Genomic DNA, 24,564 nt, shown 5'->3' with positions numbered 1-24,564 from the left:
TCAATACAGTTTGAATTACTTGTTGGCGATATTAGTTAGCGAGAGACGAATTTTTTATGTGAATAATATATACTTATGGTATATAATATTAAGAAGCAAATAAATATACCAATTTAATATACTATTATAATTATTTTACATTTATAAATAAGAAAGGAAATTAAATGAAAGAACAATATTATGAAAATTTATTAAATATAAAGACAACAGGACATCAAAAATGGGATAAAAATTCTCTTCATTATCATCCATACGAAGCTACTTTATATTCTGCACTTGAAATGTTATTTAAAGAGTATCAAGTAGAAAGTGAGGATAATATTGTTGATTTTGGATGTGGTAAGGGAAGACTTGTATTTTACATAAACTATTTTTATAATTCAAATGTTATAGGTGTAGAAATGGATAAAGATTTACATTTAGAAGCTATTGAAAATAAATATAGCTATCTGAAAAAATATAAAAAGAATATAGATAAGATTAATTTTTTATGCTGTTTTGCTCAGGAGTACAATATAAAACCTGTAGATAATAAATTTTATTTTTTTAACCCTTTTTCTATACAGATATTTAGAAAAATTATAGATAATATTTTACTATCGGTAGAAGAATATGAAAGAAAAGTAGAATTGATTTTATATTATCCATCTGAGGATTATATATATTATTTAGATAATAATACGCCTTTTGTATTAATAGATGAGATTATAATGGATAATTTATATAAACGTGATAGTAGTGAGAGGTTTTTAATATATCAATTCTAATATATTAAGGAGAAGACAAATGAAAAAGACACTTATTTTAAGCATAACAACAGTTTTAATATTAATACTAGCACTAGTTTCTATAAATATAAAAAAGACTAGTGATTTAGATGAATCAGATATAGTAGAAGAAAAGAAAGAAAAAGTACTGTCAAAAAAAGAAATAGAAGAAAACGAAATAAATGATATTATGAATAGTTTATCTTTAGAAGAAAAATTAGGACAGATGGTAATAGTGGGTTTCAATGGGTATGAAGTTGATTCGGATTTTAGGGATTTATTAGAAAGTTATAAAGTAGGAGGAGTTATTCTATTTAAACGTAATATAAAAAATTCAGAACAACTTCTAAATTTAAATAATAATATAAAAAGTATAAATTCAAAGAATAAATTACCTTTGTTCATATCAGTTGATGAAGAGGGTGGAAGAATTACAAGATTGCCTGAAGGAAGCACAAAATTCCCATCTAATAAAGTAATAGGAAAAGAAAATGATAAGGATTTGTCTTATAAAATAGGCAAGCAAATAGGAACTGAGCTTAATAATTTTAAATTTAATATGGATTTTGCACCAGTACTTGATATATATAGTAATCCTAAAAATACAGTTATAAAAGATAGATCATTTGGAACGGATTCTGAAATAGTTAAGAAATTAGGGGTTGCTACTATGAAAGGGCTTCAAGATTCAAATGTTATTTCTGTTGTAAAGCATTTTCCTGGCCATGGCGATACAACTGTAGATTCTCACATAGGACTTCCGGTTGTAAATCATGATAAACAGAGGCTTGATAAATTTGAACTAATTCCATTTAAAGAAGCTATTAATAATGGGGTAGATGCAGTAATGACGGCCCATATAGTTTTACCTAATGTTGATAAAAGTAAAAAACCAGCTACTTTATCTGAAACAATATTGACTGATATTTTAAGAAATGAATTGAATTTTAGTGGAGTTATAATTACAGATGATATGGAAATGGGAGCCATTGTAAATAATTATGGTACTAAAAATGCATCAGTTGAAGCTATTAAAGCAGGAGCTGACATTGTTTTAATGTGCCATACTAAAGAAAAGCAAATAGAGGCATTAGAAGGTTTAAAAGAAGCTGTTAATAGTGGAGAAATCAGTATAGAAAGAATAGATGAGAGTGTAAAAAGGATTATTAAATTAAAGAGGAAATATGATTTAAATGATATTAAAAAAAAGAACAACTAAAATCAAAAAGTGGAAATGAGAAATAAATAACTCATTTCCATTTCTTAATTTCTCCTATATAATATCCTGACCTTTAAAATAGAGTAAACTAGCTACAAAACCAATTCCTCCTATAATAAGCACAGATAAATATGACAGAGCAACAGGATACGTTGGAATACTTTTATGGCTAGCAATAACATAAGTTGCTGTCCAAGGGAAAAGTGCCATTAATTCATCATTAGAGAGCATAATATTAATCATTGTAACTGATGCGGCTCCAATAATAACAGGAACGATATTCTTAAACCATAGTGTGGCATAGACAAAAGGTGTAAGGGTTAAATACAATAGAGTTGCCCCTAATAAAAATGCTACTGAAGAACTTCCAATTACATCTATTCTAAAATCTGTAGCTCCTCCAATTAAGGTTAAAATTAAGGACGAAGTCCAAGTAATTAACGTTAATCCAATAATCCAAATATAAAGCATAATAAACTTTGTGAAAATAAATTTTGTTTTAGATACAGGAATAGTTAAAATTGTTTTAAGTGTGTTTTCTGTATGCTCTCGGCTAAACAGATAGGCTGCAATTACGCAGTATACAATTAGCCCAAATACCATTATGGTATATAGGTTGACATCGCTAAAAAAATATTCATAAGTAACAATATCTCCATGTCCTTTCACCTTAGCTTTCATCCAACCTCCAAAAACCATTAATGGTGCTACAAAAGCACCCATAATGCTAATTAAAAACATTTGTGAACGCTTGAGTTTTAAAAATTCACAGTATAGTAAATTAACCAATTTGTCCATCTCCAATCAAATTTGAAAAATAATCTTCCAGTTTCTCCTCGCTCATATTAATTTTACAAACATCCAATCCATTTTCAACAAATAGTTTGTTGATTTCTGAACGTTTATTGAAATTGGAATAAATTCGTAAATTTCCGTTCGTGAGAACACTATAATCGTATAAGGACATTTGTTCTTCTAAAAGTAAGGTTGCTTTATTTTCATCTGATATTTCAAATTCTACGTATCTACGGTTCCTTTTATGAAGATCGCTAATGCTAACTTCTTCAATAAGTTTGCCATCGTGCATTACTCCTATGGTATCTGCAATCTGTTCAATTTCACTTAAAATATGGCTTGATATAAGAATTGTAACTCCTTTTTCTTTGCATAAAGTTGTAAGGTAATTTCGTATTTCATGAATACCAATTGGATCAAGTCCGTTAATTGGTTCATCTAAGATTAACAGCTCTGGTTCGTGCATAATTGCAGCTGCGATTGCAAGTCTTTGTTTCATACCTAAAGAATAATTACGAAAAGTCTTTTTTGTCTCGTTATCAAGTCCTACTGTAGATAGAGCATATTCAATTGAATCTCTGCGGTGTATTCCACGAAGCTTTGCTAAAATTTTTAGATTCTCTTCTCCTGTTAGGTTTTCATAAAAACCAGGAGTTTCAATAATAGATCCTATACGTTGATAAATCTGTTTTGGTTTTTTGCAGTAATTCTTCCCGAAAAGCTGTATTTCTCCACTTGTCGGTTGGACAAGGTTCATTAGCATTCTCATGGTAGTGGTTTTTCCTGCACCGTTTCTTCCGAGCAAGCCATATATTTTGCCACATTCCACATGAATACTGACTGCATCTACAGCAAGGTGTTGCCCGTATTGTTTGGTAAGTTTATTAGTTTTTATTATATATTGACTCATTTGTATACCCTCCTTTTTGACATATTATTATTTTATAAAGTAATTATTACACTGTACTGTATTAAATCTTACTTTTTTCTTAATTAAAACTGAGTCTATAAGAATAACTACTAAATTTCAAGATAAGAAAAAACTCTGCATAATCAGAGTTTTAAAAGGGGATTGTTATTGTAAATGTTGTGTTTACATTTGGAAGGCTTTCAACTGTTATTGTTCCATTATGAGCAACAACTAATTCTTTTACGATAGCAAGTCCCAGACCGCTGCCACAATGAGAGCGTGCATCATCACATTTATATAATCGATCAAAAATATAAGGAAGTTTTTCTTTAGAAATACCAACACCATTATCAGATATAATAATGGAAGCACTGCTCTTTTCACGTTTAATTTTTATTTTAAAAAGAGTACATTTTCCATGTTGTATGGCGTTCTGAATAAGGTTATTAATTATTCTGCTGTAAGCATTTTTATCAAGAGGAACTATAAGCTCATTGTCATTAATTTCAACCTCAATTTCTTTTCTTTTTTGCTCTAGAACAGGTAACCAAGCAATTATAATTTCTTTACTATACTCATTGATATCAATAGGCTCAAAATAGAATGTTTGTTCATGAGAATCTAACTTAAACCAATCAAATAGTGTGTTTACAAATTTTGTTAAATCGTAAGCTTTATTTCTCGCTATTTTAATATACTGCATTTTTTCTTTACCAGTCACAATGCCACTTTCTAGAGCATCTAAATATCCAAGCAATGAAGTAAGTGGAGTACGTACATCATGGGAAAGGCTAGTTAATAGTTGTTTATTTGCTTGTTCTGTTTTTTTTAGTCTCGTTATTTCACTTTGATATGTAGCAACAATTTCATTCATCTCATAGCATATTTCAGATGTGATTCCTGGCCCTTTGGTAAAGGCTTTTCGTTTGTCACCTTTTTTGATAGCTTTCAAAACAGTTAATATACTTATGAGTTTTTTTCTTATGTGCAGGATATAGAAGAACATATACAGAATAACAAGACTCAGTATAACAATAATTACTATTTTCATCATTGCACCTGGTTAGTAAATTTATAACCGACACCCCAAACTGTTTTAATATATGTAGGTGATTCAGGATTTGGCTCAATCTTTTTGCGTAGTCTGCGAATATGTACCATAATATTATTATCATCAAATCTATATTCATCCTGCCATACATTATTGTAAATCTGCTTTTTAGTAAAAACCTGTCCTTTATTTTTTGCAAAGAAATATAATAAATCAAATTCTTTAGCAGTTAAATCAATATTTTTATTCTTTATTAATATTTCTCTTGTAGATGGATTAATTAATAAATCTCCGAAGTTTAGACATAGTTGAGCATCACTCTTAAAAATATTTAGAGTTGTGTATCTACGTATTAATGACTGTACTCTTGCTACAAATTCATTCATACTAAATGGTTTTGTAAGATAGTCATCTGCTCCTAATCTAAGTCCTGATACTTTATCAATTTCGCTATCCTTTGCTGTAAGCATAAGTACAGGAACTGCACTGATTTTACGAATTTCAGATAGTACTTCGAACCCGTTTTTTTCTGGAAGCATAACATCAAGCACAATTAAATGGTATGATGTGTTAATAGTCTCTATTAAGCCATCTTTTCCATTATGCTTCATTGTTGTAGTGAGATTTTCAACTTCTAGATATTTCTTTATAAGTTGGCACAATTCAATATCATCATCAATAACTAAAATATCATTTTGCATTGTATAACTCCCCTCTGTAGGGTTTTATTTTTGATCCCTAATCTTTTACTAAAATCATACATTTATATTTAATACTAGTCAATATGGATATGAAATAAATGGAATATAATGATTTTATCAAAAAATAAAAATGTCAAAAAAACTACTAACTTATAAGGTTAAATTAAAAAATAAAAATTAATCCTATAAAATATATAAAATAATTTTATATATTTTATAGGGTTTTTTATAGTATAAAACAGAGTAATTGTAATTATTTGGTAAAAATAAAGACACAATTTACTAAATAAATTTCTATAGATATTATAAGATTAAGCGTTGTTAAGTTAATATCAAATGTTGAAATGTTCAGAAAAGTAATATAATATAAAAGCAAATATTAAATATGATTATCCAAATGAAGATAGCGTGAGATATCTTTAAAAGATAGCCGAAGAAGCAATATGAAAAAAAGCCAAATTTTCATAGAAACTTTCAGGCAAAAGTATCGTTATTTGATGGGTCTCTGGAAAGTTGGATTTTTTCCACGCCGAAGGGGAAATACACCATGTAGTGTAGAATCTCTCAGGTAAAAAAGGACAGAGGGGTATTAAGGCATTGAAACTCGAGGTGCCTTTATATCTCTCTTTTTTATATACTAAAAGATCAAAAATTTTCGTTTTGTGTATAACATTGATGGAAGAACTACGCTTGCAACTATTTTGAGCAACGGAGCCCGTTAGGACTCGTTGGCGACATGAGCCATGCGTTAGCATGAAGCGAATTTTTTATGCAAAAAAATAAGACTATGTCTTGTAAGTATAATGAGAGAATCATATTAGCTATATTGAAAATCATTTAAGGAGGGAAAATGAAATGCAAAATCTTAAAAAAACTGCTCTTTTCGATACCCATGAGAAATATGGAGGAAAGATAATAGATTTTTCAGGGTGGCAACTTCCAGTACAGTATGAGGGTATAACTTCAGAACATGAGTCTACTAGAAATAAGGCGGGTCTATTTGATGTATCTCATATGGGAGAAGTTGAAATTAAGGGTAAGGATGCATTTAAATTTGTACAAAATCTAGTAACTAATGATGTATCTGTTCTTGAAGACAATCAAGTATTATATACTTTTATGTGTTATGAACACGGTGGAGTAGTAGATGATTTATTAGTATATAGATTTGATGAAGAACATTTTTTCCTTGTGATAAATGCTGGCAATATAGATAAGGATTTTGAATGGATGAAGATGAATTCAGAGGAATATGATATAGAACTTATGAATATATCTGATCAAGTATCACAATTAGCAATACAAGGACCAAGTGCTCAAGAAATTCTGCAAAAATTAATTGATGTAGATTTAACTCAAATACATTTTTTTTACTGCAAAAGAAATGTGAATATTGATGGGGTTAGTTGCTTGGTTTCAAGAACAGGTTATACAGGCGAAGATGGTTTTGAAATTTATTTAGATAATGATAGAGCAGAGTATGTATGGGAGAAATTGATGGAAGTAGGAAAAGAATTAGGATTAAAACCTGTGGGTTTAGGAGCAAGAGATACTCTAAGATTTGAGGTTGCATTACCTCTTTATGGGAATGAGTTATCTAAGGATATAACTCCATTAGAGGCAGGGCTTGGATTTTTTGTAAAGCTAGAGAAAGACGATTTTATAGGAAAAGATGCTTTAATAAAACAAAAATCAGATGGTTTGAAGAGAAAAATAGTAGGTTTTGAAATGATAGATAAGGGAATACCTAGACATGGTTATGAAGTATGGGCTGATGGAAAACAAATAGGATTTGTAACTACTGGATATGCTTCTCCTACAGTTAAGAAAAATATAGGGTTTGCCATGGTTCCTATAGAGTATTCAAAACTAGATACACCTATTGAAATAAAGGTGAGAAAAAGAATTTTAAAAGCTAAAGTTGTAAGTAAGAGATTTTACACTAAGAGTTATAAAAAAGTATAACTTTAAACATTTTATAATGTAGACTTTTTTGAAACTCATAACGAAAATTATAATTATACACAATTTAGATAGGAATATAATTTTCTATTCGTTATAAAAAGTAAGAACTTGTCCGAGTTAAAAAACTAGATGAACACATTTATGTTAAATGTGTTCGGAATATTCTTGAAATAATTATAAAAAAATATTAAGGAGGAATTTATTATGAAAATAGTAGAAGGAATTTATTATTCAAAGGATCATGAGTGGATTAAGGTAGAAGGAGATAAAGCTTGTATAGGGATTACAGATTATGCTCAACATGCTTTAGGCGAAATTGTTTATGTGGAAATGCCTGAGGTGGATGATGAATTGGATTCTGGAGATGCATTTAGTGTAATTGAATCTGTTAAAGCTGCATCAGATGCTTATATGCCACTTTCAGGAACTGTTATAGAAATAAATGAAGAGTTAGAAGATTCACCTGAACTTTTAAATAGTAGCCCTTATGAAAGTTGGATATTAAAGGTGAAAATCAGTGATTTATCAGAATTAGATAGTTTAATGAATCATGAAGACTATAAGGCATTTTGTGAAAGTGAAAGCCATTAAGTTTCGCTTTATGTAAAGTATGAAGGAGGTAGGGCTATGCATAGATATATTTCCAATACAGATAAAGATAGAGAATATATGTTAAATGAAATAAATATAGAATCAGTAGATGATTTATTCAGTGATGTTCCTGAAGAACTTAAATTAGGTAGAGATCTTAATTTAAAAGAGGGAATGTCAGAAATAGAGATATTTAATCATATGAATAATATTGCAAGTAAGAATAAGAGTTTAAATGATCTAACATGCTTTTTAGGAGCAGGGGCATATGACCATTATATACCTGCGATTATAAAGCATATAGTTTCAAGATCTGAGTTTTTAACTGCGTATACACCTTATCAAGCTGAGATAAGTCAAGGAACACTACAAGCTATATTTGAGTATCAAACTATGATTAGTAATTTAACAGGAATGGATGTATCTAATGCTTCTATGTATGATGGAGCAACGGGTTGTACAGAGGCAGCAATAATGGCTTGTACGAGTACTAGACGTAAATCTATTTTAGTATCTAAAACTGTAAATCCTGAGACTCGAAAAGTTTTAAAAACTTATATGCAGTATAAAAATATAGATGTGATTGAAGTTGATATGGTTGATGGAATTACAGATATGAATCATTTAAAATCTTTGGTGAGTAAAAAAACAGCAGGAGTGATAGTGCAAAGTCCTAACTTCTTTGGAATAATAGAAGATTATTCTGAAGCAGGAGAATTAATACATGAGAATAAGGGGTTATTAATAACTTATGTAGATCCAATATCCTTAGGTATATTAAAGAGTCCAGGGTCACAAGGAGCTGACATTGTAGTAGGAGAAGCACAATCTTTTGGAAATGAATTGAATTTTGGAGGTCCATATTTAGGATTTATGGCAACTAAGTCAAAGCTTGCTAGGAAGATGCCTGGTAGAATAGTAGGTGAATCTGTAGATGCAAACGGTAAGAGAGCCTTTGTTTTAACTCTTCAAGCTAGAGAGCAGCATATTAGAAGATTTAAAGCCACATCTAATATATGTTCAAATCAAGGCTTGAACATGTTAATGGCAACTATATATTTAACTACTTTAGGTAAAGAAGGCTTGAGGGAAGTTGCTGTTCAGTGTGCTCAAAAAGCTCAGTATGCTTTTGATGAAATAACTAAGAGCAAAAAATTTAAGCCTTTATTTAACAGACCTTTCTTTAAAGAGTTTGCAGTTACTAGTAAAGGAGATAGTTCTAAAGTAAATGAGAGATTATTAGAAGAAGGTATTCTTGGTGGGTATGAACTGGGTAAAGATTATGAAGAGTATAATAATAGTTTAATGTTTTGTGTAACAGAAAAGAGAACTAAGAGTGAAATAGATAAGCTTTCAAGTGTATTGGAGGTGTTATAATGAGAAACTATGATAGTTTAATATTTGAAATATCTAAAGCCGGTAGACGTGCATATAAACTTCCTAAGAATGATGTTCCCCATAAAGATTTATCAAATATAGTTCCATCAGAGTTTTTAAATAAAGAAGAGTTAGATCTACCAGAAGTAAGTGAGTTAGATGTAGTTAGACATTTTACTAATTTGTCTAATAAAAATTATGGAGTAGATACTGGATTTTATCCATTGGGTTCTTGTACTATGAAATATAATCCAAAGATAAATGAAGATGTAGCTGGAATGCAGAATCTAACTAGAATTCATCCATACCAGCCTGAAAGTACAGTTCAAGGATCTCTTGAAGTTATTTATGAATTAGGTGAAATGCTAGCTGAAATAGCAGGAATGGATACAGTAAGTTTACAACCTTCAGCTGGAGCTCATGGAGAGTTACTAGGTATTATGCTAATAAAGGCATACCACAATAGTAGAAATGATTTTAAGAGAACTAAAATAATAGTTCCTGATTCTGCTCATGGAACAAATCCTGCAACTGCTGCTTTAGCTGGTTATGAGATTGTAGAGATTAAATCTAACAAAGATGGATCTGTATGTATTGATTCTTTAAAGGAAGCTTTAAGTGATGAAATAGCTGGATTGATGTTAACAAATCCAAGTACTCTAGGATTATTCGAATCAAATATTAAAGAAATAGCAGATTTAGTTCATGATGCAGGCGGTCAATTGTATTATGATGGAGCTAATATGAATGCCATAATGGGAATTACAAGACCTGGAGATATGGGATTTGATGTAATGCACTATAACATTCATAAGACATTATCAACTCCGCATGGAGGAGGAGGTCCAGGAAGTGGTCCTGTAGGAGTTAAAAAGCATTTAGCTAAATTCTTACCTGTTCCTGTAGTAGAGAAAGAGGATGATAAATATACATTAAACTACGATAGACCTGAGTCAATAGGCAAAGTAAAGGGGTTTTATGGAAATTATGGAGTTATGCTGAGAGCATATACTTATATATTAGCCATGGGGAAAGAAGGTATAAAGGAAGTTAGTGAGACAGCAGTACTGAATGCAAATTACATGATGAATAAACTAAAAAAATATTATTATCTACCAATAGATAAGGTATGTAAGCATGAATTTGTATTAGGCGGTATAGGAGATGATTTGCAAGTACCAACACTTGATATAGCTAAGAGATTATTAGATTATGGATATCATCCACCAACTATATATTTCCCACTCATAGTTAATGAAGCTATTATGATTGAGCCAACAGAAACGGAAAGCTTAGAGACTATGGATGGATTTATTGAAACGATGATAAAAATTGCAAAAGAAGCTAAAGAAGATCCTGAAATGTTAAAGGGGGCACCATACAACACACCTGTAAGAAGAATTGATGAGGCAAGAGCAGCGAGAAATTTAATTCTTAAGTGGAATAAATAAAGCGTGATATACATATGAAAACAGATGTTTAAATAGACAAAGAGACTAGAACATGCTTAATTAGATAATAGCTACCTAGATTTATTATAAACAAAATCTAGGTAGCTATTTTTTATAACGAATAGGAAATTATATTTCTCTTTAAATTGTGGATAAATATAATTTTCGTTATGAGTTTCAAAAAAGTTTACATTTAAGATTCTTCTAAAGAAGAACTTTTTTATAGACAAGGAAATTATATCATTTTTTATTTTAAAAATTTCATTTGATCTTTACGATGTTCTTGTTTTTCAGTGGCTCTTTCAAGATCTTCTTCATTCATATGTTCTTGATTATGATCTAAGTATCCTTGAGAGTAATGATAATTTTTTTGTAGATTCTCAAGTTCACTATCACTCTCATGTTGTCCATATGCTATTATATTTTTTAGATTTTCTATTTTATGTTCTCTTTCACATTGAATTTCTCTAGAATGTTCAATTTGCTCAGGAGAAGAAATATCAGAATGCTGTTCAAGGTGACGTTCTGTTCTTGTATGCTTTTCAACTAAATCTATAAGATCATCTATTCTATGAGCATTTTCTAAACCTAAGTTTTTGCTTTTATCTGTATTTACATTATGATCCTTTTCTATTTGTTTCATTATAAAAAACCTCCTTAAATTGAATGTACTATTATTTTTACATGTTTGAAAATTATAATACCATATAAACATTTCCAACTAAAAAATTACATATAGAAAACATTTTTTTTGAATTTATAAAAGAATATGGATATAATAAATTTTTTTGAAAATCTTTTGATAAATAAAATATATAAATATTTAAAAAATTTTTAAAGATATTATTGAATAATTTTAAAATTTAGGATAAACGAAAACTATGTTTTGATTGATAAATATAGTCTGAAGTGGTATAGTGTAAATGCAGGTGTATATACACCTGCATTTACTACATAAAAATTATATAGAGGTGAATATAATGAATTCTATAGTTGACAAAATAAAAAAATTAAAAATAGAGAAAAATGCTATTATTTTGGCGCACTATTATCAGAACTCTGAAATTCAAGATATAGCAGATTATGTTGGTGATTCCTATTATTTAAGTAAGGTTGGTTTTGAGAGTGATGCTGATGTAATAGTTTTTTGCGGAGTTAAATTTATGGCTGAGAGTGCAAAAATACTATCTCCTAAGAAGACCGTGTTACTTCCTAATGAAGAAGCATTGTGTGGGATGGCAGTTATGGCTAGAACAAATGAAATTGAAAAAATGAAAAAAGAATATCCAAATGCTAAAATATTGTGTTATGTAAATTCAAGTACAGAAGTCAAGGCTATTTCTGATGTGTGCTGTACTTCATCAAGTGCTATGAATATATGTAGAAACATTCAAAGTGATGAAATAATATTTGTTCCAGATAAAAATTTAGGATCATATATTCAAGAAAAAGTACCAGAAAAAAGAATAGTACTTTGGGATGGATACTGTTGTATACATAACAATATAACACCTGATGATGTTATAAAAGTAAAAGAAGAACATGGACAATACATAGAAGTTTTAGTTCATCCAGAATGTACGAAAGAAGTTAGAGAAATGGGTGATTTTATAGGAAGTACAGGACAGATAATAGAGTATGCATCCAATAGTAATAAACAGGAGTTTATAGTGGCTACTGATGTAGGGATATTACATAAGCTTAGAGAAAGAAATCCTAATAAGAAATTTTACCCATTAGATATGGTCTGTAAGAACATGAAAATTACAACTTTAACAGATGTTTATAATTGTCTTAATGGTTCATTAAATGAAATTTGTATTGATGAAGAAGTAAGAATTAAGGCTGAAAATGCTTTAAGAAAAATGCATGAATTAGGATAATTAAATTTCTCTTTATAATTAATTGTTGGGGGCGTATAAAATGAAAGTTTATGCAGATGTACTTATTGTTGGTACTGGTATTGCAGGTTTATACAGTGCACTAAACTTGAGAAATAATCTCAAAATAGTAATGATTACAAAGGAAAAGGTAGATGATTGTAACTCATACTTAGCTCAGGGTGGTATAGCTACAGCAAAAGATAAATATGATATTGAGAATTATGTACAAGATACTTTAAAAGCTGGTCAATATAAAAATAATGAAGAAGCAGTTAGAATTTTAGCAGAAGAATCTATTGATAATATTAATAATCTTATTAAATTAGGTGTTAAATTTGATACAGTAGATGGAGAACTTCGATATACAAGAGAAGCTGCTCATTGCAATAATAGAATAGTTCACTGTAAGGATAGAACAGGTGGAGAAGTATTCAATGTACTATTAAAAAGAGTTAAAGAAAAAAGTAATATACAAATAATAGAAGAGAGTTGCTTAATTGATATTATTGAAAAGAACAATATATGTTCTGGTGGAATAGCTGTAAAGGATAATGAAGTGATAAATATTTATTCTAAGGTAACTATATTGGCTTGTGGTGGCATTGGAGGCTTATTTAAAAATTCAACTAATGTGAAAACACTTACTGGGGACGGTATATCTATAGCTTGCAAACACAAAATCAATATTAGAGATATAAATTATATACAATTTCATCCAACTTCTCTATATGAAAAAGGAGAAAACAGGAGATTCCTTATTTCAGAAGCAGTTAGAGGGGAAGGCGCGTATTTATTAAACAAAAGAGGAATACGATTTGTTGATGAACTATTGCCACGAGATGTAGTTTCAAAAGCTATTCTTAATGAAGAACTAAAATCAAATTCAGAATGTGTCTTTTTAGATATAACTCATAAAAATAGTCAGTATATAGTTGATAGATTCCCAAGTATCTATGAAGCTTGTATAAATAAGGGGATAGATATGACAAAGGATAGAATACCTGTTACGCCTGCTCAACATTATTTTATGGGGGGAATTACTGTAGATACATATTCAAGAACATCAATGAAGAGACTATTTGCTTGTGGAGAAGTTAGTTGTACAGGTGTACATGGAGCAAATAGATTGGCAAGTAATTCGCTTCAGGAAGCATTAGTATTTTCTAGAAGAGCATCAATAATTATAAATAATAATATAGATGACATACAATTTAATAAATTAGAAATTGATGAAAGCTATAATTGTGTAAATGCATCTAATATAAAAAAACAAAACATAAAGATAGCATTAAATGAGCTTATTAAAGTGAGGGGAGACCTTAAAAATGAATTGGTTAATTGCTGATGAGATTATCAAGAATGCATTAATAGAGGACGGGGTATATGGAGATATTTCAACAAATTCAATAGTAAGTAAGTCTAGCTTATGTTCAGTAGAGTTGATAGTAAAGGAAAATGGTGTTATTGCAGGTTTAGATGTTTTTAAAAGAGTATTTGATTTATTAGGAAATGTTGAGGTTGAATTTAATGTTAAAGATGGGGAAAAGGTTGAAAATAAGCAGGTTATAGGTATCATAAAAGGAAATACAATGAATGTTCTTAAAGGTGAAAGAATAGCTCTAAATTTTTTACAAAGAATGAGCGGAATAGCAACAATAACAAATAGAATGGTAGAAAAATTATATGGAACAAAAGCAAAACTTTTAGATACAAGAAAGACGACTCCAAATCTAAGAATTTTTGAAAAGTATTCAGTTAAAGCTGGAGGAGGATGCAACCATAGATTCAGTTTATCAGATGGTGTTATGCTCAAGGATAACCATATACAAGCAGCTGGAGGAATAAAAAATGCTGTAAAGCTTGCAAAAGAAAACACATCTTTTGTTAGAAAAATTGAAGTTGAAGTTGAAAGTATAGAAGAAGTTAAAGAAGCTTTAGAATCAGGGGTAGACATAATAATGTTAGATAATATGAGTATAGAAAATATGAAAGAAGCTGTTAGAATAATTGATGGCAAAGCTATAACGGAGGCTTCTGGTAATGTTTCAATAGATAAAATTAAAAGTATAGCAGAAACTGGAGTAGATTATATATCATGTGGGGCTCTTACACATTCAGTTAAGGCACTAGATATAAGCATGAAAAATCTTATAATAAAAAAATAATGTTTTTATATTTAAATTTTTATATTAAATCCTGATAAAAAATAAATACACATATGTGCATTTATTTTTTAATCAGGATTTTTGTCGTTTTAATGAATTGATTTATAAACTAAGTTATGATATTGGATAAAAAAATATAGTTGAACTTTCAACGATGATGAAGTATACTAGAATTAGTTGAACTTTCAACTATGCTTTGGGAGGTGAACCCTATCATTAAGTTAGACAGTCATGTTTTAAGAGAAGTAGGAACATTATCTAGAACTATTCATGCAATAAGTGATATGAAATTCAAAGAACTTAATTTACAAAAAGGCCAGTTTATATTTCTAACTCGTATATGTGAAAATCCAGGTATTAGTCTTATTCAATTATCAATATTATTAAAAGTAGATAAAACAACAACTACTAAAGCTGTTCAAAAACTAATGAATGAAGGATATATAAATAAAGAAAAAGATGAAAAAGATAAAAGAATATATCGATTATTTCCTACTAAAGAGGTTTTTGATATATATAATGATGTTATTGAGGAAGAAAATAGAAATATAAAAATTTGTTTTAAAAATTTTACGGATGAAGAAAAATCGATAGTATATGAATTAATAAAAAAAATGAAAGAAAATATTGACTCTAACTGGCATGAATTGAAAAATTATAAGGAGTGATAGTAATGATAAGAAAAGCAGTGTTAAGTGATTTGGACAATATTATGGAAATTATAAAAGAAACGATAAAAGAAATGCACTCTTATAATAATTATCAATGGGATGATAATTATCCAAAATCTAAAGATTTTGCTAATGATATTGAAAAAGGTGATTTATATGTTGAAGATATGAATGGACAAGTTTGTGGATTTATATGCGTTAACTATTTAGAGCCAGACGAATATAACGGATTAAATTGGTCTGTTAATGAAAAAGCTATGGTTATTCATAGAATGGCAGTTGATTCTAGATTTAGAAAAAAAGGAATAGGTACAAGTTTAATGAAATTTGCTGAAGAATTAGCAATAAATAATGGATCAAAATATCTAAAGACAGATACTTATTCACTAAATACAAAAATGAATACATTGTTTAAAAAACTTGAATTTAAATTGATTGGAGAAATGAGTTTTCTAGGAAAAGAAAAGCCTTTTTATTGTTATGATAAACTATTAAGTATATCTAAATAGATGATAATATTATCGACTAAATCGTTGTATTTCACCATAAATTTACTATTTATAATCCTTCTGTCTTGGGTAAATTAAATATTATAGACAGAAGGGAGGTTTTTTCGTGATTAAAAAAGTTAAAAATCAAGAAAGAGACAAAAATATACATCAAAATCATAGAAATAATACATTTAAATACAAATTAGATATTGATACTACTTTGATGGATACACATACCGTTATAAACGAAGGTAAAAATAAATCTTATTAAAATCAAAAGGACTGAAAAGTCCTTTTTTTTATACATATAAAATAAATTTTATAATAAATCTATAAAATTTAAATGAAAAGAGTATTGTAAATTAAAAAAACTGTGATATAATGTTTTTAATACAAATACAGATGTCTTTTACACAAAGACATAATGAGAGTAGAATTTAAGAAAGGGGTATTGAAATGATAAAAATAGGGCTTTTAGGTTTTGGAACAGTGGGAACTGGAGTATACGAAATTATAAATAATACTGAAAATAATTTGAGAATACTTTTAAACAAAGAAATCGAGGTAAGTAAGATATTAGTTAGTGACATAAATAAAAAAAGGAATGTGGTTGTATCAAAAGATATATTAACACAAGATCCTTTAGATATATTAGAAAATCCTGAAATTGATATTGTTGTTGAGGTTATGGGAGGAATTGATAAGGCTTATGAATATATGTGTCTTGCTTTTAAAAATAATAAGCATGTTGTAACTGCCAATAAAGCTGTTGTTTCAAAATATATAGATAAACTTTTAGATCTTGCTAATAAGTATGACAGAGGATTTTTATTTGAGGCAAGTGTTGGTGGGGGAATACCTATTATTAAACCTTTAAAACAAAGTGCTAGAATTAATAATATAAGCAATGTTAGAGGAATATTAAATGGAACAACAAATTTTATTTTGACAAAAATGTGTGATGAAAATTTAAGTTTTGATGAGGCTTTGAATATAGCTCAAGAACTAGGTTATGCAGAAGCAGATCCAACTGATGATATAGAAGGGTATGATGTTAAAAGAAAGCTTGCTATATTATCATCTATAGCTTTCAATAATAAAACAGATGTAGATAGCATTATGTGTAGAGGGATAAGCTCTATAAATAAAGTTGATATTAAGATGTTTAAGAAGTTAGGACTTGTATCAAAGTTGGTAGGAAGTGCTGTTTCAAATGATAATAACTATTCAGCAAGTGTTGAGCCGATACTTTTAAATGAAAATTCTACTTTTACAACTGTTAAAGATGCGTTTAATATAGTATCTATTACAGGAAATGTAATAGGGGAATTACAATTTTATGGTCAAGGTGCAGGTAAGAATCCTACTGCAAATGCAGTTGTTTCAGATATATTTGATATTGTAACTGGTCAATATAAGAGAGATGATTTTGTACAAAATGGAAAGTTAATATCTGCTGATATAGATTTATTTAAAGGAAGATATTATATAAGGGTTAGTCCTAGCAATAAGAATGATGTGTCAAAGATTTTAAAACTTATGGATTTAGATAAATTGAAATATGAAATACTTAGCATGAATGAAGATTTGATAGTTATTACTGATGTTATAAATGCTGATAAAATAGAGCAGTTTGTAAGCAAATTAAATATTCTTGAGAAAGAATACTGTTATATGAGAATTGAAGGAGATATTATGAATTTAAAATATGAGGCTAAATGATGATGTGAAATGGGAGGAGAGTATGAAAAATATAGTTGTTCAAAAGTATGGAGGAAGTTCTGTAGGATCAATAGATAGGATAAAGAATGTAGCAAAACAAGTTGTAAAAGCAAAACATGAAAATAATAAAGTAGTTGTTGTAGTATCTGCTATGGGAAATACTACAAATGAGTTGATTGAAAAAGCTATAAAAATAAATAAAAATCCATCAAGTAGAGAAATGGATATGCTTTTATCAACTGGGGAGCAAATGTCCATAGCACTTCTTGCCATGGCTATACAAGAATTAAATGAGGATGTTATATCATTAAACGGATATCAGTGTAAAATAATAACTGATGATAAGCACAAAAAAGCTAGAATTAGTGATATAGATACTACAAGGATAAAGAATGAACTACAAAAAGGAAAGATAGTTATAGTAGCTGGATTTCAGGGAGTATCACAAAACAATGATATAACTACACTTGGCAGAGGTGGTTCAGATACAACAGCAGTTGCATTAGCAGCTATATTAAATGCAACTAAATGTGAGATTTACACTGATGTAGATGGAGTATATACATCAGATCCTAGAATTGTAAAAGGTGCAAAACTGCTTGAAAAAATTTCATACGATGAAATGTTAGAACTTGCAAGCCTTGGAGCTAAAGTTCTTCATCCTAGATGTGTAGAACTTGCTAGAAAATACAATGTGGCACTTGTAGTAAAATCAAGTTTTAATGAATGTAAGGGTACAGAGGTTGTGGAGGTGAATAAGGTGGAAAATGTATTGGTAAGAGGGGTTTCTTTAGATGAAAAGATAGCTAAGGTTTCAATACTTGAAGTTCCAGATGAACCAGGTATTTCATATCAATTATTTGATATTTTATCAAAGTATAATATACAGGTTGATATGATAATACAAAATGTAAATAGAGAGAATGTAAATGATATTTCTTTTACTGTAAATACTGAGGACTTAAAAGAAGTTCAAAGAATATCAAATGAACTTAAAGATAAAATTAATGCTAAAGATATAGTTACAGATGAATCTGTTTCAAAAATATCAGTAGTAGGAATTGGAATATCGGGGAGTTCTAATGTTGCATCTGCTTTCTTTAGAAATCTTTATGAATTAGGGGTTAACATACAGATGATAAGTACATCAGAAATAAAGATATCTTGTATAATAGATAAGAAAAAAGGAAGAGAAGCTTTAGAATATGTGAATCAAAAATTTAGATTGTGTAGTGATAATTATGTATTTGAAGAAAAGGTTGTTTAAAGTTAAGTGCTGTTGGCTATACTGGTAGCCATGGCACTTATTTTTGTGTTATATTAGTATTTACTGGATAAAGCGAAACTTAATTAATATGGATTTTTATTCCACATTAATTTTTAGCTTTGGGATAAAATACACATGAAAAGAGTGATTATATAATGACATTAAATTTTAAAGATTATAACTTGAGCGATGAAATATTAAAAGCTATAGATAGATTAAACTATACATCACCTACTGAAGTTCAACAAAAAGTAATTCCAATAGCACTTAAAGGAAGGGATGTTGTAGTTAAATCTCAAACAGGAAGTGGAAAAACAGCATCATTTGCAATCCCTATATGTGACAAGGTTGATTGGGAGGAGAATAAGCCACAGGCTTTAGTTGTTACTCCAACAAGAGAGCTTGCAATTCAAGTACGAGAAGAGTTTTTTAATATAGGTAGATTTAAAAGACTTAAGGTATCAGAAGTATATGGACAGTTCTCATTTAGAAGACAGGAAAAAGAACTTAAGCAAAAAACACATATAGTAGTAGGAACTCCAGGAAGATTGATAGATCATATGGAAAGAGGAACTATAGATTTATCTATGATTAAATATTTAGTAATAGATGAAGCGGATGAAATGTTAAATATGGGATTCATAGAACAGATTGAAGCTATAATAGAAAAACTTCCTAAAAATAGGATAACTATGCTGCTTTCTGCAACTATTCCTAAGGACATACAAAATCTGTGTAGATCATATATGAAAGATTACGAGCAAATAGAAATTGAAACTCAAAATTTAACTGTTGATAAAATAGATCAAGAAAGATACTCTATAGACGAAGAAGATAAATTTGAATTTTTAAAGGATATTTTGGTTGTTGAGAATCCAGATAGATGTATGATATTTTGTAATACAAAAAAAATGGTTGATGAGCTTTGTGATAATCTATATCCTTGGATGAAGTCTTGTAGCAAAATTCATGGTGGAATGGAACAACAAGATAGAAGTTCAGTTATGAATGACTTTAGGAAAGGTAAATTCAGACACTTAATAGCTACAGATGTTGCAGCTAGAGGTATTGATATAGATGGGATAACTCATGTTATAAATTATGATACACCTGAGGATAAGGAAGATTATGTTCATAGAATAGGAAGAACTGCTCGTGCAAGTAAATCAGGTAAGTCTATTACTTTTGTAACAGAAAATGATATGAAATTTATAGATGTTATACAAAAGTATATAAATAAGAAAATACAACCTAAAGAACATCCAGATAAGCTTACTGTTGATGAAGGTACAGATGCTTTTAATGAAAAAAATAGTACAAAATTAGATATGGGTCCATTAAAGAGCGAAAAAGTAAGTGAAGGAATTATGAAACTTCATATAAACGCAGGTAAAAAAACTAAGATGCGTCCAGTTGATATAGTTGGAACTCTTTGTAATGTAGATGGAATGACTGCTGCTGATATAGGTATTATAAATATAATAGATGTTTCTACTTTTGTGGAGATATTAAATGGAAAAGGAGAAATGGTTTATAATGCTCTTCAGGGTAGACCTATTAAGGGAAGGGTTAGAAGAGTTAGTAAGTGTGATGAATAAGATTAATTGAATATTTTGTGTCTAATAGAAAAAAGATGCTTATTGAAATAACGCTACTTACATTAATATTTTAATAAAACTAAAGATAGTGCCTTATTAAATATCTTAAAACTTCATGAACTCACTATGTTCAAACAATGAAGTTTCTTAACAGATATTTAAACGTCACAATCTAAGTTTTATGAAAAATATTAACGAAAAAGTAGCTAACATTTCAATAAGCATTTTTTTAGTTTTGGGATTTAGAGTTTGAGTAGATAAAAAAAGAAAGGATATTAGAAGAATTTAAGTTTTTTAAGAATACAATAAGAATGTTATTTTTTTATCTAATATTTGTAAAAAAAATCAGAAAATACCCGATATATTAATTAAGACAGCCGAAAGGGGTATGTATTATGAAAAAGATAAGCGACAAAATAATATTATTGACAATTTTTATATCTATACTCACAACATTATTTATAGGTGGAAGCAATATATACTCAATGAAAAAAACAAATAATAATATGATGAAACTAATTGAAATATCAGCAAGAGAAGATTATGATGCAATGATTAAAGAACAGGTTGATAGTGTTATATCTATGTTAGACAGCATATATAGTAAATATGAAAGAGGAGAAATAACATTAGAAGAAGCTAAAAAGCAAGGTGCTGATATAGTTAGAGATGTTAGATATGGAGAAGAAGGATACTTTTGGATAGATACATATGATGGTGAAAATATTGTTTTGCTTGGAAAAGATGTAGAGGGAACTAACAGAATGAATCTACAGGATTCAACTGGAAAGTACATAGTACAAGAAATTATAGATAATGGATTAAAAGAAGGTGGAGGATATACAGATTATTTTTTTCCTAAGAAAGGAGAAGAAAAATCATCTCCAAAACGTGCTTATAGTAGAGGGTTTAAACCGTTTGAATGGGTAATTGGAACAGGCAATTATACAGATGATATAGATGAGTTTATTTTACAAAAAAACAATCTTTTAGAAAAACAAGTTGAAAAGAGCATTCAAGTAACTATAGTACTATCGGTAGTAGTATTGTTAATATGTATTATTTTGTCCTTATATTTTGCTAAGAAGATAGCTAATCCTATTTTAGTAATAACAGATCTTGTAAATAAAACTGCTAATTTGGATTTAGCTTATGATAAGAACTTTGAAAAAATACTTGAATACAAGGATGAGACTGGTATTATATCTAAAGCAGTAGCTAATTTGAGAAAAGAACTTAGGTTAATTGTAGGTATGTTAAAAGAAAATTCGAGTGAAGTTCTAGATCGTTCATATGGAATATCAACTTCTACAAATGAAATAGTAGGGGGAATAGAAAGTGTGAATATGTCTATGGAAGAATTAGCATCTGGATCACGTGATCAGGCTGAGGAAGCTCAAATGAGTGTAACAAACCTTCAAAAGCTTGCAAAGGAAATTAATGATTCTGTATCTATTTCTGAAAAAGTTAAAGAAGATACTGATAAGTCAAAGAAGGCAAATGTTGAAGGAATAAAGAATATGAAAGTATTAGTAGAGAAGTTTAAAGAGACAACAAAGGCGAATGAAGAAGTAGCTCAGAATGTAGATATTCTTGCGGATAAATCTAATTCTATTGGACAGATAGTAAGTGCTATTGAAGATATAGCAGAACAAACAAATCTTTTAGCTTTAAATGCAGCTATAGAATCTGCAAGAGCAGGAGAGGCTGGAAGAGGGTTTGCAGTTGTAGCTGATCAAATAAGAAAATTAGCAGAACAAACAGGTTTATCCACAAAGAAAATAAGTGATATGATAGAAGAAATTCAAAGTCAAGTAGGGGAAGTTAAGACAAACATTGGTAAGGGTCAGGATATAAATAAAGAAGCTATTGTATCTATGCAAGAATCTGAAAGATCATTCAAAAGTATAGATGAAACTATAGAAAATATGGCGAAGAATATAGAGAATTTGGCTGAAAATATAAATCTTGTTAATAAAGATAAGGATGAGGTTGTAGCTTCAATTGAAGGTATATCAGCTATAACGGAACAATCAAGTGCATCTACTGAAATGGTTTTATGTTCTATGGAAGAGCAAAGTAGTATAATACAGGATATATCAAGTAGTGCTAATGATTTAAAAAATGTAGCTAATACATTAGATGAAGTAGTTAAAAAATTTAATTTGTAGTGAAAAATACCCTATAGATTAGACACTAAAAAGTCTAATTTATAGGGTGTTTTTATCTTTAAGAGATGAAATAGCAACTAGACGAATTTTTTATCTATCAAAAATAAATGATTTTATAACGGCAAAGTACTCTCTTATAAAATATTTAGGAGCTATGCTAGTTATTGTTTTAGAGGGCATACCATAAGGAGTAAATCCTAATCTTTTAGCTATAAACTTAGATCTAAATAAATGAAATTCATTTGTAACAATCATAATTTTATGATTTTTTTTACCATCTAATTCTTCAAGAATGTTTTTTGCGAATTTTAAATTTTCTAGTGTACTTGTAGACTTATCTTCTTGTATAATTTTACTTTCATCCACTCCATTTAAAACTAAGTAGTCTCTCATAGCTTCAGCTTCAGGCATATTTTCGCCTCTGCCCTGACCTCCGCAAACAACTATTTTAGTATTGGGATTATTTTCTATAAATTCTAAAGCTGTATTCATTCGTCCTAATAATGTAGGAGATAAAACATCACCCCAAAGACCTGATCCCAAAACTACTAAATAATCAACATCATATTCTTTATTTTCTTGTCCATTAATTATGATAAGTCCTTCAATCATAATAAAAGAAGATATTAATATTAAAGCTATTATTTTAATTATTTTTGTTATTAATGTTTTTTTCATACTAAATTCATCCTTTGTATATATTTTGATACCTCTATATTATACATTCTATAATACAAAAGATGGTTACAAAAATGTTACATATATATATTAAAAAATAAGATATTAATAAGGTATTAAAAATTAAAAATTAATTTACGTATATTGGTAGCAGCAAATTGATAATAAATGTAATATAATATATAATTTAAATTAAATGATGGTAGGGGATGGAAATATGGAAGAATGTTTAGAGTTAATAATTCATGCTACTTTTAGGGGGGCAAAAGTATTAATGGTATGTATAGAAGGATTTCTGAACAGTGGTATTGCACTTGATATCGTAGAAATTGCATTTGATATTAAGAACTATTGTAAAAAAAACATAGGGAGACATTCATGATTTGTAAACTAAAAGGAATATACAAAAGATTTGATAATTTAGATGTTTTAAATAAATTAGATTTAGATATAAATAAAGAAGAAATTATTTGTATAGTAGGTCCATCGGGATGCGGTAAATCTACAATTTTGAATATTATTTCTGGATTAATTGAGCCTGATAAAGGAGATATAATAAGTAATTTGGATAGTGTAGGATATGTTTTTCAAGAGGATAGGTTGTTACCTTTTAAAACGGTCTACGAAAATATAGCTATTGTAGATAAGGAAAAAAATCATGAAAAAATAATGGAGTTAATAAATGATGTTGGGCTTAACGGATTTGAACACTCATATCCAAATAAGCTCAGTGGTGGAATGAGACAAAGATGCTCAATAGCTAGAGCATTTTATTTTAATTGTGAAATTCTCTTAATGGACGAGCCTTTTAAATCATTAGATTATAATCTTAAAGTTAATATGATAGAATATCTAATAAAATTATGGGACAAGTCTAAAAGTTCAATAGTGTTTGTAACTCATAATATAGATGAGGCAGTTTTATTGGGAAGTAGAGTCGTAGTTTTGTCAAATAGGCCTACTAGCATTTTAAAAACTTTTAATATTGATATTCATCAAAGTAAAAGAAGCTTAACTAATGAGTATATTACAAATTTGAGAAATGAAATAATTGACATATTGTCAATTTCAAATAATGAGGGGGAGTAAGT

General features: G+C 28.9%; 24 protein-coding genes and 2 riboswitches. Of the genes, 18 read left to right on the top strand and 6 right to left on the bottom strand.

The annotated features are described in order from the left end of the window. Window positions 1-164: 164 nt before the first annotated feature. Together P4S50_RS11005 and nagZ are read left to right on the top strand one after the other, a co-directional pair. A complete protein-coding gene (locus P4S50_RS11005) occupies window positions 165-767 on the top strand; it encodes a methyltransferase (protein WP_277730834.1) in 603 nt (200 codons plus the stop codon). A 19-nt stretch (window positions 768-786) separates the two neighbouring features. Then, the gene (nagZ, locus tag P4S50_RS11000; RefSeq protein WP_277730833.1) at window positions 787-1,986 is read left to right on the top strand and encodes a beta-N-acetylhexosaminidase; all 1,200 of its coding nucleotides are present in this window, start codon (window positions 787-789) and stop codon (window positions 1,984-1,986) included. A 54-nt stretch (window positions 1,987-2,040) separates the two neighbouring features. On the opposite strand, the gene P4S50_RS10995 is transcribed toward nagZ, so the two are convergent. The 4 genes from P4S50_RS10995 to P4S50_RS10980 form a co-directional block, all read right to left on the bottom strand. Continuing rightward, window positions 2,041-2,775, bottom strand: coding sequence for an ABC transporter permease (locus P4S50_RS10995; RefSeq protein WP_277730832.1), 735 nt, complete (start codon window positions 2,773-2,775; stop codon window positions 2,041-2,043). Next, a complete protein-coding gene (locus P4S50_RS10990; RefSeq protein ID WP_277730831.1) occupies window positions 2,768-3,691 on the bottom strand; it encodes an ABC transporter ATP-binding protein in 924 nt (307 codons plus the stop codon). The genes P4S50_RS10995 and P4S50_RS10990 overlap by 8 nt, the downstream gene beginning before the upstream one ends. Window positions 3,692-3,842: 151 nt before the next feature. Continuing rightward, window positions 3,843-4,742 carry a sensor histidine kinase gene (locus P4S50_RS10985; RefSeq protein WP_277730830.1) on the bottom strand — a complete coding sequence of 300 codons (900 nt, stop codon included), beginning with the start codon at window positions 4,740-4,742 and terminating at the stop codon, window positions 3,843-3,845. Continuing rightward, window positions 4,742-5,443 carry a response regulator transcription factor gene (locus tag P4S50_RS10980; RefSeq protein ID WP_277730829.1) on the bottom strand — a complete coding sequence of 234 codons (702 nt, stop codon included), beginning with the start codon at window positions 5,441-5,443 and terminating at the stop codon, window positions 4,742-4,744. The genes P4S50_RS10985 and P4S50_RS10980 overlap by 1 nt, the downstream gene beginning before the upstream one ends. A 397-nt stretch (window positions 5,444-5,840) precedes the next feature. Further along, a riboswitch (glycine riboswitch) is annotated at window positions 5,841-5,943 on the top strand. Between the two features lie 3 nt (window positions 5,944-5,946). Further along, window positions 5,947-6,027: riboswitch (glycine riboswitch) on the top strand. 271 nt (window positions 6,028-6,298) lie between these two features. Here P4S50_RS10980 and gcvT point away from each other — a divergent pair. The 4 genes from gcvT (at window position 6,299) to gcvPB (ending at window position 10,827) form a co-directional block, all read left to right on the top strand. Beyond that, complete coding sequence (gcvT, locus tag P4S50_RS10975) at window positions 6,299-7,408, top strand: glycine cleavage system aminomethyltransferase GcvT (protein ID WP_277730828.1); 1,110 nt, start codon at window positions 6,299-6,301, stop codon at window positions 7,406-7,408. Window positions 7,409-7,612: 204 nt separating this feature from the next. Continuing rightward, window positions 7,613-7,999, top strand: coding sequence for a glycine cleavage system protein GcvH (gene gcvH, locus P4S50_RS10970; protein WP_277730827.1), 387 nt, complete (start codon window positions 7,613-7,615; stop codon window positions 7,997-7,999). A gap of 36 nt (window positions 8,000-8,035) precedes the next feature. Continuing rightward, entirely contained in the window at window positions 8,036-9,376 is a 1,341-nt protein-coding gene (gene gcvPA / locus P4S50_RS10965) for an aminomethyl-transferring glycine dehydrogenase subunit GcvPA (protein WP_277730826.1), read from the top strand. Then, window positions 9,376-10,827: an aminomethyl-transferring glycine dehydrogenase subunit GcvPB gene (gene gcvPB, locus P4S50_RS10960; protein ID WP_277730825.1), complete on the top strand. Its 1,452-nt coding sequence runs from the start codon at window positions 9,376-9,378 to the stop codon at window positions 10,825-10,827. Before gcvPA ends, gcvPB begins: the two co-directional genes overlap by 1 nt. 247 nt (window positions 10,828-11,074) lie before the next feature. Here the strand turns inward: gcvPB and P4S50_RS10955 are convergent, their stop codons facing one another. Then, window positions 11,075-11,470 (bottom strand): hypothetical protein, encoded by a 396-nt coding sequence (locus P4S50_RS10955; RefSeq protein ID WP_277730824.1) that lies wholly within the window; start codon window positions 11,468-11,470, stop codon window positions 11,075-11,077. Between the two features lie 337 nt (window positions 11,471-11,807). On the opposite strand from P4S50_RS10955, the gene nadA reads away from it, so the two are divergent. The 10 genes from nadA to P4S50_RS10905 all read left to right on the top strand — a co-directional run bounded on the left by nadA (window position 11,808) and on the right by P4S50_RS10905 (window position 22,795). After that, on the top strand, window positions 11,808-12,710 hold the full coding sequence (gene nadA, locus P4S50_RS10950) for a quinolinate synthase NadA (protein WP_331489575.1): 903 nt from the start codon (window positions 11,808-11,810) through the stop codon (window positions 12,708-12,710). 40 nt (window positions 12,711-12,750) lie between these two features. Continuing rightward, window positions 12,751-14,055 (top strand): L-aspartate oxidase, encoded by a 1,305-nt coding sequence (locus P4S50_RS10945; protein WP_277730823.1) that lies wholly within the window; start codon window positions 12,751-12,753, stop codon window positions 14,053-14,055. Next, window positions 14,036-14,875, top strand: coding sequence for a carboxylating nicotinate-nucleotide diphosphorylase (gene nadC, locus P4S50_RS10940; protein WP_277730821.1), 840 nt, complete (start codon window positions 14,036-14,038; stop codon window positions 14,873-14,875). The genes P4S50_RS10945 and nadC overlap by 20 nt, the downstream gene beginning before the upstream one ends. A gap of 203 nt (window positions 14,876-15,078) precedes the next feature. Continuing rightward, window positions 15,079-15,543 (top strand): MarR family winged helix-turn-helix transcriptional regulator, encoded by a 465-nt coding sequence (locus P4S50_RS10935; RefSeq protein ID WP_319023183.1) that lies wholly within the window; start codon window positions 15,079-15,081, stop codon window positions 15,541-15,543. A 5-nt stretch (window positions 15,544-15,548) separates the two neighbouring features. Continuing rightward, entirely contained in the window at window positions 15,549-16,055 is a 507-nt protein-coding gene (locus P4S50_RS10930) for a GNAT family N-acetyltransferase (protein WP_277730820.1), read from the top strand. Between the two features lie 106 nt (window positions 16,056-16,161). Continuing rightward, window positions 16,162-16,308 (top strand): hypothetical protein, encoded by a 147-nt coding sequence (locus P4S50_RS10925; protein WP_277730819.1) that lies wholly within the window; start codon window positions 16,162-16,164, stop codon window positions 16,306-16,308. A 185-nt stretch (window positions 16,309-16,493) separates the two neighbouring features. Continuing rightward, the gene (locus P4S50_RS10920) at window positions 16,494-17,759 is read left to right on the top strand and encodes a homoserine dehydrogenase (protein WP_277730818.1); all 1,266 of its coding nucleotides are present in this window, start codon (window positions 16,494-16,496) and stop codon (window positions 17,757-17,759) included. A gap of 22 nt (window positions 17,760-17,781) precedes the next feature. After that, window positions 17,782-19,026: an aspartate kinase gene (locus tag P4S50_RS10915; protein ID WP_277730817.1), complete on the top strand. Its 1,245-nt coding sequence runs from the start codon at window positions 17,782-17,784 to the stop codon at window positions 19,024-19,026. A 155-nt stretch (window positions 19,027-19,181) separates the two neighbouring features. Beyond that, window positions 19,182-20,624 carry a DEAD/DEAH box helicase gene (locus P4S50_RS10910; protein WP_331489574.1) on the top strand — a complete coding sequence of 481 codons (1,443 nt, stop codon included), beginning with the start codon at window positions 19,182-19,184 and terminating at the stop codon, window positions 20,622-20,624. A 395-nt stretch (window positions 20,625-21,019) separates the two neighbouring features. Continuing rightward, entirely contained in the window at window positions 21,020-22,795 is a 1,776-nt protein-coding gene (locus P4S50_RS10905; protein WP_277730816.1) for a methyl-accepting chemotaxis protein, read from the top strand. Window positions 22,796-22,885: 90 nt separating this feature from the next. On the opposite strand, the gene P4S50_RS10900 is transcribed toward P4S50_RS10905, so the two are convergent. Continuing rightward, window positions 22,886-23,473, bottom strand: coding sequence for a YdcF family protein (locus tag P4S50_RS10900; protein ID WP_277730815.1), 588 nt, complete (start codon window positions 23,471-23,473; stop codon window positions 22,886-22,888). Window positions 23,474-23,690: 217 nt separating this feature from the next. On the opposite strand from P4S50_RS10900, the gene P4S50_RS10895 reads away from it, so the two are divergent. Together P4S50_RS10895 and P4S50_RS10890 are read left to right on the top strand one after the other, a co-directional pair. After that, window positions 23,691-23,855 (top strand): hypothetical protein, encoded by a 165-nt coding sequence (locus P4S50_RS10895; RefSeq protein ID WP_277730814.1) that lies wholly within the window; start codon window positions 23,691-23,693, stop codon window positions 23,853-23,855. Next, complete coding sequence (locus tag P4S50_RS10890) at window positions 23,852-24,562, top strand: ABC transporter ATP-binding protein (RefSeq protein ID WP_277730813.1); 711 nt, start codon at window positions 23,852-23,854, stop codon at window positions 24,560-24,562. The genes P4S50_RS10895 and P4S50_RS10890 overlap by 4 nt, the downstream gene beginning before the upstream one ends. Window positions 24,563-24,564 lie beyond the last annotated feature (2 nt).

Source organism: Tepidibacter hydrothermalis (assembly GCF_029542625.1).
In the GTDB taxonomy this organism is placed as follows: Bacteria; Bacillota; Clostridia; order Peptostreptococcales; family Peptostreptococcaceae; genus Tepidibacter_A; species Tepidibacter_A hydrothermalis.
Note: the sequence above shows the minus strand (reverse complement) of the source record. Positions and strands in the feature narration are given on the sequence as shown.